The organism is Arsenicicoccus sp. UBA2120 (genome assembly GCF_002330965.1).
GTDB lineage: Bacteria > Actinomycetota > Actinomycetes > Actinomycetales > Dermatophilaceae > Arsenicicoccus > Arsenicicoccus bolidensis.
Genome location: NZ_DCYC01000058.1, coordinates 1 through 10975 on the forward strand (window position 1 = coordinate 1; position 10975 = coordinate 10975).

Consider the following 10975-nt stretch of genomic DNA (forward strand, 5'->3'; position numbering starts at 1 on the left):
CGTCCAGTAACCCCAGCACCACAAGAGTCACGCACGAGGCCGTATGCCGGGACCCCCCTTCCCGGCATACGGCCTCGTCGTCCGGCACCGCCCCCCAGGCACAGCCCACCGGATCACCCGACCGACCCCGGTCCAGGAACCGACCGGGTGGACCGACCGGCTCGCCCGACCCGCGCGGGCGCGCCCTCGGTGTGGCATCGGTCGCAGGGGGACGGTTGGCGTGGGCCGGTGCGTCGGAACCGCGTTATCCTCGCGAAGACACTCCACCACCTAACCCAAGGACGGATGAGCGTGGATCTTTTCGAGTACCAGGCACGCGACATGTTCGAGAAGCACGGCGTGCCGGTCCTGGCGGGCCAGACCGCCGAGACCCCCGAGCAGGCTCGGGCCGCCGCAGACGAGATCGGGACCAGGAGCGGCGGGGTCACCGTCGTCAAGGCCCAGGTCAAGACCGGAGGTCGCGGCAAGGCGGGTGGCGTCAAGGTCGCCAAGTCCGCCGACGAGGCCGAGCAGCACGCCCAGCAGATCCTCGGCATGGACATCAAGGGCCACACCGTCCACACCGTGATGATCGCGCAGGGCGCCAAGATCGCCGAGGAGTACTACTTCTCGCTGCTCCTGGACCGCGCCAACCGCAACTACCTGGCGATGTGCAGCAAGGAGGGCGGGATGGAGATCGAGCAGCTCGCCGTCGAGCGCCCCGAGGCCCTCGCCCGCATCGCCGTCGACCCGCAGGTCGGCATCGACGAGGCCAAGGCCACCGAGATCGTCGAGGCCGCGGGCTTCGACGCGGAGACCGGCGCCAAGATCGTGCCGGTGCTGCAGAAGCTGTGGGACGTCTACCGCGAGGAGGACGCCACGCTGGTCGAGGTCAACCCCCTCGTCAAGACCGAGGACGGCGACATCATCGCCCTGGACGGCAAGGTCACCCTCGACGACAACGCGTCCTTCCGCCAGGCCGACCACGCAGCCCTGGTCGACGAGAAGGCCGCGGACCCGCTGGAGGCCAAGGCCAAGGCGATGCACCTCAACTACGTCAAGCTCGACGGCAACGTCGGCATCATCGGCAACGGCGCAGGCCTCGTGATGAGCACCCTGGACGTCGTCGCCTACGCCGGCGAGGACCACACGGGCGGGGCCAGCAAGCCCGCCAACTTCCTCGACATCGGTGGCGGCGCCTCGGCCGAGGTCATGGCCAACGGCCTGGACGTCATCCTCGGCGACGAGCAGGTCAAGGCCGTGTTCGTCAACGTCTTCGGCGGGATCACGGCGTGCGACGCCGTTGCCAACGGCATCGTCGGCGCCCTCAAGTCGCTGGGCGACCAGGCCACCAAGCCGCTCGTCGTCCGTCTGGACGGCAACAACGTCGTCGAGGGTCGCCGCATCCTCGAGGACTACAACCACCCGCTGGTCACCGTCGAGGAGACCATGGACGGCGCTGCCCGCAAGGCCGCCGAGCTGGCCGCCAAGTAAGCGTTCGAGCGAGAGAGACAGGACTACACAACCAATGGCTATCTTCCTCAACGCCGACTCCAAGGTCATCGTCCAGGGCATGACCGGCTCCGAGGGCATGAAGCACACCACGCGCATGCTCGCCTCCGGCACCGACATCGTCGGTGGCGTCAACCCCAAGAAGGCCGGCCAGACGGTCGACTTCCCCGAGGGCAAGCAGGTCCCCGTCTTCGGCTCCGTCAAGGAGGCCATGGACGCGACCGGCGCCAACGTCTCGGTCGTGTTCGTGCCGCCGGCCTTCACCAGGTCCGCGGTCGTCGAGGCCGTCGACGCGGGGATGCCGCTGCTCGTCGTCATCACCGAGGGCATCGCGGTCAAGGACTCGGCCGAGTTCTACAACTACGCCGCGGCCAAGGGCACGACCCGCATCATCGGCCCCAACTGCCCCGGCATCATCAGCCCCGGGCAGTCCAACGCCGGCATCATCCCCGCCGACATCGCGGGCGCCGGCCAGATCGGTCTGGTCTCCAAGTCGGGGACCTTGACCTACCAGATGATGTACGAGCTGCGTGACTTCGGCTTCACCACCGCCGTCGGCATCGGTGGCGACCCGGTCATCGGCACCACGCACATCGACTGCCTCGAGGCCTTCGAGAAGGACCCGGAGACCAAGGCGATCGTCATGATCGGCGAGATCGGTGGCGACGCCGAGGAGCGCGCGGCGAAGTTCATCCAGGACAACGTCACCAAGCCGGTCGTCGGCTACGTCGCGGGCTTCACCGCCCCCGAGGGCAAGACCATGGGCCACGCCGGCGCCATCGTCTCGGGTGGCGCGGGCACTGCCGCCGCCAAGAAGGAGGCCCTCGAGGCCGCCGGCGTCAAGGTCGGCAAGACGCCGTCCGAGACCGCCGAGCTCATGCGCGAGATCATGAAGTCCCTCTGACCCTCACCGGTCACGGCGAGAGCCGGTCACCCCTCCTCGGGGTGGCCGGCTCTCGGCATACGACAGCCTCCGCCGGGGCGGGCCAGGTGGCTCCGGTGGCCGCCGGACCGGCGAGCCGGGTCGGGCCGCGGGGCCCCGGTGGGAGACGATGAGGGCACCCATGACTGACTCGCCCCGCCTCCGCCCCGCCGCCGTCCCTGCCACCCGGGCCGTGCGCGCGGCCGCCGTCGCCGTCGTGACGAGCTGGCTGCCGCTCGTGCTCCTCTCCGTCGTCGCCTGGGCCGGGTCGGCGGGTGCCACCGGGGGGTGGCCCGCCGCGCTGGGCGTGGGGTCGCTGGCCTGGGTCGCGGCGCACGGCGGCTCGGTGCGCCAGGCCGGGGTCGTGCTGTCGCTGACCCCGCTGCTGCTGACGGCGCTGGCCGTCGCGTCGGCCGCGGTCGCGGCGCGCACCCTCGCCGGGCCCGTCGAGGACGACCGCTCGCCGCGGCTCGGCTGGCTGGGCGGGATGCGCTCCGGGGTGGCCCGGCTCGTCGGGGCCTTCATCGGCTCGTATGCCGTCCTGGGGCTTCTCGTGGCCCTGCACGCGTCGAGCCTCGCGATCCGGCCGTCCTGGCCGTCCACGGTGCTGGGCGACGTCGTCGTGCCGCTGCTCGGCGTGCTGGTCGGGCTGCGGCACGCGTGGGCCCGGCCGGCCGCCGCTCCCGGGTGGCACGACCAGGTCGTCGGGCTCGTCCCCGTGGCGGTGCGCCGCGCCCTGGGGGAGGGGCTGCGCGGCGTGGGTCTGCTGCTGCTGGCCGGTCTGGTGCCCGTGGTCCTGGGGTTCGTGACGCACCTGGGGCGCGTGCGCGACCTGACGTCGTCGCTGGACGCCGGCGCGGTGGGCAACGTCCTGCTCGCCGTGGTCCAGCTGGCCTGGCTGCCCGACGCGGCGGCCTGGGGCCTGTCGTGGCTGGCGGGGCCGGGGTTCTCGCTGGGGCTGGGCTCGACCTACACCTGGTCGCAGGCCCAGTCGGGCCTGCTGCCCATGGTTCCGTTCCTCGGCTCGCTGCCGGACAACGGGGCGCTGCCGTGGTGGGCGCGGCTCGCGGGGCTGCTGCCGGTGATCGTGGGGGCCGTGGTCGCGCACCGGGCGATCGGTCGGCTGGCGACCCTGTCGACGTTGGGCGCCAAGGCGCTGGCCGCCGCCTCGGCCTGGCTGGTCATGGTCCTCGGGTCGCTGGTCGTGATGCTGCTGTCGAGCGGCTCGATGGGCTCGCGGGCGCTGGTGTCGGTGGGGCCGCACGCGTGGTGGGCGACGCTGGCGCTGGCCGGCGAGCTCGCGGTGGGGGCGCTCCTGGCGCTCCTGCTGACCTGGCGCCGCTACCACCACTGACCTACCTGAGGTAGGCACATCGACCCGGGTTGGACGCCAAGCCGGTCAGACGCGGAGCCGGTCAGAGGCCGAGCGCGCCCGACAGCCAGGACGGCACCGACTCGTCGAGACGGGCGTCGCACTGCGCCTGCGCCACGCGGGTGTTCGCGCCGGCGGTGCACGTCGACCAGGTCGTCATCTGCGTCGGATAGATCGACTGCAGGGCCGCCGTGAACAGCAGGTAGCCGCCCAGCGTGACCCCCACGAGCTGCCACGACGCCCAGCCGTAGCGCTTGGCCCGCAGCTGCAGCGCGACCGCCCGCCCCGCGAACCACATCGCGGCCAGGCTCGTCGCCACCGCCAGCAACGACCAGGGGTGGTGCAGCGACAGCAGCGGCACCGTGACCACGATCGCCAGCGCCGCCCGCATGCCGTCGGTCGCCCCGGGTGGTGGTGCCGGTCGCCGTCCGCCGTCAGCAGGGCCTCGCCCGCCACCGGCCCCAGGGCCTCGCCCGGCGTCGTCCGGGCGCCGCTCGTCGTCGGACGGGCGCGGTCTGGGGGCTCGGTCGGCAGGCACGCGCCCCATCATCCCCCATGCCACTAGGGTGCTGGCTGTGAGCGACTCGCCCCAGCCCGTGCCGATCGTCGTCCTCGTGTCGGGCTCCGGCACCCTGCTCCAGGCGCTCATCGACGCGAGCGCCGACCCTGGCTATGGCGTGCGGATCGCTGCGGTGGGGGTCGATCGCGACGGCACGCTGGGGCAGGAGCGGGCCGAGCGCGCGGGGATCCCGACCTTCGTCGTCCGCCCCGCCGAGCACCCTGACCGGGCTGCCTGGGACGCCGCCCTCGCCGCTGAGATCGCCCGTCACGCACCGCAGCTCGTGGTCAGCGCCGGCTTCATGCGGATCCTTGGGCCGCAGGTCCTGGCCGGTCCGACCGTGATCAACACCCACCCCGCGCTGCTGCCGAGCTTCCCCGGCGCGCACGGCGTCCGTGACGCCCTCGCCCACGGCGTGGCCGTGACTGGGACGACCTGCCACGTCGTCGACGCCGGTGTCGACACCGGGCCGATCATCACCCAGCGGGCGGTCGCCGTCGAGGACGACGACACCGAGGAGTCCCTCCACGAGCGGATCAAGGTTCAGGAGCGCGAGATGCTCGTCGACGTCGTGGGCCGTATGGCGCGCCACGGCCACCGCCTCGACGGCCGCCGCGTGCGCCTCGGCCGCTGAGACGGCGGGCGCTGCGGCATACCGGCTCACGACCCGCCGCCGGCGGGATCATCGGCCTGGCGGACGACGGCCGGTCGATGCCTTCGCCCCCGGTAGGGTTGGAGGCACACGACTGGCGCAGGTGGACCACCACCGGGGAGTGACGATCGTGGGCATCGCCCGCCTGGGTGCCCGCACCGATCCAACCGCAACCGCTCGCAGGAGTGACCTGATGACTGCCAACGACCGCACCGCTGCGTCCGCGACGACCGAGCAGGGGCGGCGACCGATCCGGCGCGCCCTCGTCTCGGTCTACGACAAGACCGGCCTCGAGGACCTCGTCCGCGGCCTGCACGACGCCGGCGTCGAGCTCGTCTCCACCGGCGGCTCGGCCGCCCTCATCGACGGACTCGGCCTGCCCGTGACCCGCGTCGAGGAGCTGACCGGCTTCCCCGAGTGCCTCGAGGGGCGGGTCAAGACGCTGCACCCGCGCGTCCACGCCGGGATCCTCGCCGACACCCGCAAGCCCGACCACCTGCGCGAGCTCGAGGAGCTCGAGGTCGCGGCGTTCGAGCTGGTCGTCGTCAACCTCTACCCCTTCACCGCGACGGTCGCGTCCGGCGCCAGCCCCGACGAGTGCATCGAGCAGATCGACATCGGTGGCCCCTCCATGGTCCGCGCCGCCGCCAAGAACCACCCGAGCGTTGGCGTGCTCACCTCGCCGGACGACTACGCGTCGGTCCTGGCCGCGGTCGGCGCCGGCGGGTTCACCCTCGACGAGCGGAAGTCCTTGGCCGCCAAGGCGTTCGCGCACACCGCGGCCTACGACGTGGCCGTCGCCTCGTGGATGGTCTCGTCCTACGTCGGCGACGCCCAGACCTTCCCCGAGTTCGCGGGGGCGACCTGGTCCAAGGTCTCCGACCTGCGGTATGGCGAGAACCCCCACCAGCGCGCCGCCCTGTATCGAGGCGAGGGCCCGGGCGTGGCCTCCGCCGAGCAGCTGCACGGCAAGGAGATGTCCTACAACAACTACGTCGACACCGACGCCGCCGTGCGGGCCGCGCACGACCACGGCCACCGCCCGACCGTCGCGATCATCAAGCACGCCAACCCGTGCGGCATCGCGGCCGGCGCCCCCGACGAGCCGATCGATGCCGTGCACCGGCGCGCCCACGAGTGCGACCCGCTGTCGGCCTTCGGCGGCGTCATCGCCACCAACCGCCCGGTCACGGCCGCGATGGCCGAGACGGTCAAGGACATCTTCACCGAGGTCGTGGCGGCTCCCGACTTCGAGCCCGAGGCGCTGGCGATCCTCACGGCCAAGAAGAACATCCGGCTGCTGCGCCTGCCCGCCGACGTCCGCTCCGGTGCCTCTGCCCTCGAGCTGCGCCCCATCTCGGGTGGCCTGCTCGTGCAGGAGGCCGACCGGATCGACGCGGTGATCGAGCCGACGGAGGACGACAAGGAGACGGCGGGCCACGGCGACGCGCCCCTGCACTGGACGCTCGTCGCCGGCGACTCCGTCGACGACCGCACCCTCGTGGACCTCGACTTCGCCTGGAAGGCCGTCCGCGCCACCAAGTCCAACGCGATCCTGCTCGCCCGCGACGGCGCCTCCGTCGGCATCGGCATGGGCCAGGTCAACCGCGTCGACTCCTGCCGGCTCGCCGTCCAGCGGGCGGGGGAGGAGCGGGCCCGTGGTGCGGTGGCGGCGTCGGACGCGTTCTTCCCGTTCGCCGACGGCCCGCAGCTCCTCATCGACGCCGGCGTCCGCGCCATCGTGGCCCCGGGCGGGTCGATGCGCGACGCCGAGACGATCCAGGCCTGCCAGCAGGCGGGGGTGTCGTTGTACTTCACGGGCACGCGCCACTTTGCCCACTGACCCCCGCGAGGGCGGACGCGAGGTCGCCGGAGCCCCCGGCAGCCCCGGCGACCAACACGAGGAGGGCCGGCCCGTCGTCGTCCTGTCGGCGGCGGCCGCCCTCCTCGCGGGCGCGCTGTCCTCGCTGCAGTCCCGCGCCAACGGGACCTTGGCGCACGCCTTCGCCAGCCCGGTGGACGCGTCGCTGTGGAGCTTCGGCTCCGGGTGGGTCGTCCTGCTGGCCGCGCTCCTGGTCCTGCCCGGGCCGCGGCGGGCGCTGCGCGAGGTCGTCGGCGTGGTCCGCTCGGGCCGCCTGCCGTGGTGGCAGACCCTGGGCGGGCTGAGCGGCGGCTTCTTCGTCGCCGTCCAGACCAACGCCGTGCCCGTCCTCGGCGTCGCGCTGTTCACCATCGCCATCGTCGGCGGGCAGACGACCAACGCCTTGCTCGTCGACCGCCTCGGCATCGGGCCGGCCGGCCACGTGCCGGTGACCGTGGGTCGGGTGCTGGCCGGCCTGACGACCTTCGTGGGGGTCGGCGTCGCCGCCTCGGCCCGGTCCGGGAGCGGCGGGGCGGACGGCATACCGCTGCTGCCTGTCGCCCTCACCGTGCTCGCCGGTGCCGCGATCGCCCTCCAGCAGGCGCTCAACGGGCGCGTCAACCGCGTCAGCGGCGACGTCGTGGTCACCTCGACCATCAACTTCACCTGGGGGCTCGGGCTGCTGCTCGGGTGGGCCGGCCTGCTCCTGGCGCGCGGCGGTCTGCGGGCACCGGCCACCTGGGACCTGCCGTGGTGGGCCTACGTCGGGGGACTGATCGGGATCGTGTATGTCGCCATCGGCGCCGTCGTCGTCCACCACCTGGGGGTGCTCGTGGCCACCCTCATGACGCTCACCGGTCAGCTCGTGTCGGCGGTGCTGGTCGACCTGCTGGACCCCGCCGCCCGCTCCCACGTCGGGCCGCAGCTGCTGGCGGGCGTCGTGATCACGCTCGGCGCGGCCGTCGGGGCCGGGGTGGCCGCGCAGCGCGCGAACCGGGTGGCAAGATGAACGACGTGACTGCGACGATCCTCGATGGCAAGGCCACCCTCGCGACGATCAAGACCGAGCTCGCCGAGCGCGTCCGCGCGCTGCGGGAACGCGGCATCACCCCGGGACTCGGCACGGTGCTCGTCGGGGACGACCCCGCCAGCACGTGGTACGTCGGCGCCAAGCACAAGGACTGTGCCGAGATCGGTGTCGCCTCGATCCAGCGGCACCTGCCCGCCACGGCCACCCAGGCCGAGGTGGAGGCGGTCGTCGACGAGCTCAACGCCGACCCCGACTGCACCGGCTTCCTCGTGCAGCAGCCCACCGGCCTCGACGACAGCGCGATCCTGGCGCGCGTCGACCCGTCCAAGGACGTCGACGGCCTCAACCCCGTCAACCTCGGCAACCTCGTGCTCGGCATCCCCGCGCCCCTGCCCTGCACGCCGATGGGCGTGGTCGAGCTGTGCCGGCGCTACGACATCCCGCTCAAGGGGGCGGAGGTCGTCGTCATCGGCCGCGGCATCACGGTGGGTCGCCCGCTCGGCCTGATCCTCACCCGACGCTCAGAGAACGCCACGGTCACGTTGTGCCACACCGGGACTCGTGACCTGGCCGCCCACACCCGCCGCGCCGACATCGTCGTGGCGGCGGCCGGGGTCCACAACATCCTGGCGCCCGACATGGTCAAGCCGGGGGCCGCCGTCTTCGACGTCGGGGTGTCCCGCATCGCCGGCGAGGACGGGAAGTCCCGGGTCGCCGGCGACATCCACCCCGACGTGATGGAGGTCGCGGGCTGGATGACGCCCAACCCTGGTGGCGTCGGCCCCATGACCCGCGCGCTGCTGCTCAGCAACGTCGTCGAGTCCGCCGAGCGGGCTGCTTCCGCGTGACGTCCGTGGGGCCGGGGCGCCTCGCCCTGTGGTGGGTGCTCGGCCTCGGCTGCGTGCTGGCGCTGGCCGTGGTGGCGGTGGTGTCGCCGCGGCTGGGCGGCAACCTGCTGGCGGGGGCGCTCGCTGCGGCGGCCGTGCTGCGCCTGGTGGTGTCCGACGCGGCGGCCGGCGGGCTCGTCATACGGTCCCGTGGTCTGGACGTGCTGATGTATCTCTCGCTCGCCGTCGTGGTCGCGGTGGGTGCCAACGCGGTCAACTGGCACCCCACCCGCTGACCTACCGCGGGTAGAGGCATCGACCGGCCTTCGTTCCCCAGGCGGGTGTGACCAAGGCCGGTCGATCGGGCTTCGTTCATCCGGTCGCGCCCCACCCTTGTCCGTTCGGGCGCGTCCGCGCCGACAACGCCGGCGGGGTTGGCTTTTGCAAGGCATCTCCCGCGTGCTGGACCACCAAGGGCCGCAGCGTGTCCCGGGCGGCGATGTCGTCCATCGACAGGTGCACGACCCGATGACCGGTCGACTCCAGGGCGCGATCCCTGGTCCGGTCCCCCGGACTCGGGAGGTCACCAGCCGGCCCTGCTCGTCGAGGTACTTCGCCACGCCGTCCAGCTCGATCAGCGTGGCGGTGCCGCGCACCCGCCAGTCGGGCCTGAACCACCCGATCGACGTCTCGACCCACACCTGGGACTCCAGGTCGAACCCCACCTGCACCAGCGCGAGCCGCGCCTTGCTCTCGCCGCCGTTCTCGGCGAGCGGATCGAGCAGCCCGGGGAGCATCGACACCCGTCGTATGCCGTTGCGGCCGCCCCGTCGACCGATGGCCGCCGTGATGCCCTCGACCGTCGCCACGCCCGCACGCAGCGCCGCATCTCCGGCGGCCACGCCGGCCGGGAGGCCCGACTGGAGCGCGTACTCGACCACCGCTGCGGCCGGTGTGAGCACCGGCGCACGGTCGTCGACATCCTCGGGCCGGCAGCTCGACCGGATGAGGACCCGGCTCGTCGAGGTGCCATGGGCTGCCGGGGTCGCGCCGTCGTCGGAGGCCCGTCGCGTGACCATGACCCGGGCGAGGTCACGATCGTCGACCGGCAATCCGTGGTAGAGGCAGGCCGACACCGCCGAGGTGACCAGGCGACCCTCGTGCTCGAGATGGGTGGCGGCGACGGTCTCGAGGTGTCGGTCGACGGGCGATGCCGGGGACGGGCCGTGGGCGTACCACCCGCGCAGCACGCTGTGGCACCATCCGGCAGCGCGTGCCTCGGCCAGGGTGCGCCGGCACCAGCCCATCGCATAGGCCTGGGCGGTGGAGAAGATCGGATCCGGCGGCAGGGCATGTGTGATCTCCATGACCGCAGCCTGCTGGCTGGGCGGGCACGCGCGAAGGCCCGCGTCGTCACCTGTGGACGACGCGGGCCTTGACGCGACAACCTGGGGAAAACCTGCCCCCGGTAGAGGCATCAGCCTGGCGAACGAAGGCCGGTCGATGCTTTTACCCCCGGTAGAGGCATCAGCCTGGCGAACGAAGGCCGGTCGATGCCTTTACCCCCGGCGGGTCAGGAGATGAGGCCGAGGGCCTTGACCTGGTCACGCTCGGACTCCAGGCGAGCGGCGGACGCCATGATCCGCTCGCGCGAGAAGTCATTGAGCTCCAGGCCCTGGACGATCTCGTACTTCCCGTCCTTCACGCGGCAGGGGAACGAGGAGATGATGCCCTCGGGGACGCCGTAGGACCCGTCGGACGGCACCGACATCGACACGATCTCGTCGGTGCCGAGCATCCAGTCGCGCATGTGGTCGATCGTCGCGTTGGCAGCCGAGGCGGCCGACGAGGCACCGCGCGCCTTGATGATCGCGCCGCCGCGCGTGGCGACGGTGGGGATGTACTCCCCGGTGATCCAGGCCTCGTCGACGAGCTCGGTCGCGGCCTTGCCGTTGACCTTGGTGTTGAACAGGTCGGGGTACATCGAGTCGTCGTGGTTGCCCCAGATCGCGAGGTCCTTGATCTCGGCGACGCCGACGCCGAGCTTCTTGGCGAGCATCGACTTGGCGCGGTTGTGGTCCAAGCGCGTCAGGGCGTTGAACTGCTCGGGCGCCATGTCGGGGGCGTTGTTCATCGCGATGAGGGCGTTGGTGTTGGCCGGGTTGCCGGTAACCAGGACCTTGGCCTTGGGGGCGACCTTGTTGAGGGCGGCGCCCTGGCCGGTGAAGATCTTGCCGTTGGCGGCGAGCAGGTCGGCGCGG

The 10975-nt window shown here is 72.5% G+C and carries 10 protein-coding genes and 1 riboswitch; of the genes, 8 read left to right on the forward strand and 2 right to left on the reverse strand.

All coding sequences use genetic code 11. The features are described from left to right. Positions 1-291: 291 nt before the first annotated feature. The 3 genes from sucC to B2P18_RS08640 all read left to right on the forward strand — a co-directional run bounded on the left by sucC (position 292) and on the right by B2P18_RS08640 (position 3767). Positions 292-1473, forward strand: coding sequence for an ADP-forming succinate--CoA ligase subunit beta (sucC, locus tag B2P18_RS08630; RefSeq protein ID WP_286958046.1), 1182 nt, complete (start codon positions 292-294; stop codon positions 1471-1473). Positions 1474-1507: 34 nt separating this feature from the next. Beyond that, positions 1508-2395: a succinate--CoA ligase subunit alpha gene (gene sucD / locus B2P18_RS08635; RefSeq protein ID WP_019285584.1), complete on the forward strand. Its 888-nt coding sequence runs from the start codon at positions 1508-1510 to the stop codon at positions 2393-2395. A 160-nt stretch (positions 2396-2555) separates the two neighbouring features. Further along, positions 2556-3767, forward strand: a complete 1212-nt coding sequence (locus tag B2P18_RS08640; protein ID WP_286958049.1) for a DUF6350 family protein — start codon at positions 2556-2558, stop codon at positions 3765-3767. 61 nt (positions 3768-3828) lie between these two features. Here B2P18_RS08640 and B2P18_RS08645 read toward each other — a convergent pair whose 3' ends face one another. Then, positions 3829-4323, reverse strand: a complete 495-nt coding sequence (locus B2P18_RS08645; protein ID WP_239265224.1) for a hypothetical protein — start codon at positions 4321-4323, stop codon at positions 3829-3831. 37 nt (positions 4324-4360) lie between these two features. Between B2P18_RS08645 and purN the strand changes: the two genes are divergently transcribed. From purN to B2P18_RS08670, 5 genes are all read left to right on the forward strand, one after another. Then, a complete protein-coding gene (gene purN, locus B2P18_RS08650) occupies positions 4361-4978 on the forward strand; it encodes a phosphoribosylglycinamide formyltransferase (protein WP_286958050.1) in 618 nt (205 codons plus the stop codon). A 98-nt stretch (positions 4979-5076) separates the two neighbouring features. Beyond that, a riboswitch (ZMP/ZTP riboswitch) is annotated at positions 5077-5154 on the forward strand. A gap of 35 nt (positions 5155-5189) precedes the next feature. Then, positions 5190-6839, forward strand: a complete 1650-nt coding sequence (purH, locus tag B2P18_RS08655) for a bifunctional phosphoribosylaminoimidazolecarboxamide formyltransferase/IMP cyclohydrolase (RefSeq protein WP_286958057.1) — start codon at positions 5190-5192, stop codon at positions 6837-6839. After that, a complete protein-coding gene (locus tag B2P18_RS08660; protein WP_286958060.1) occupies positions 6829-7866 on the forward strand; it encodes a DMT family transporter in 1038 nt (345 codons plus the stop codon). Before purH ends, B2P18_RS08660 begins: the two co-directional genes overlap by 11 nt. 5 nt (positions 7867-7871) lie before the next feature. Then, a complete protein-coding gene (locus tag B2P18_RS08665) occupies positions 7872-8735 on the forward strand; it encodes a bifunctional methylenetetrahydrofolate dehydrogenase/methenyltetrahydrofolate cyclohydrolase (RefSeq protein ID WP_286958061.1) in 864 nt (287 codons plus the stop codon). Further along, positions 8732-9010 carry a DUF3017 domain-containing protein gene (locus tag B2P18_RS08670; RefSeq protein ID WP_286958065.1) on the forward strand — a complete coding sequence of 93 codons (279 nt, stop codon included), beginning with the start codon at positions 8732-8734 and terminating at the stop codon, positions 9008-9010. The genes B2P18_RS08665 and B2P18_RS08670 overlap by 4 nt, the downstream gene beginning before the upstream one ends. A 1277-nt stretch (positions 9011-10287) precedes the next feature. Here B2P18_RS08670 and B2P18_RS08675 read toward each other — a convergent pair. Then, positions 10288-10975, reverse strand: a 688-nt coding sequence (locus tag B2P18_RS08675; RefSeq protein ID WP_286958069.1) for a malate dehydrogenase, incomplete at its 5' end; no start/stop codon positions are given.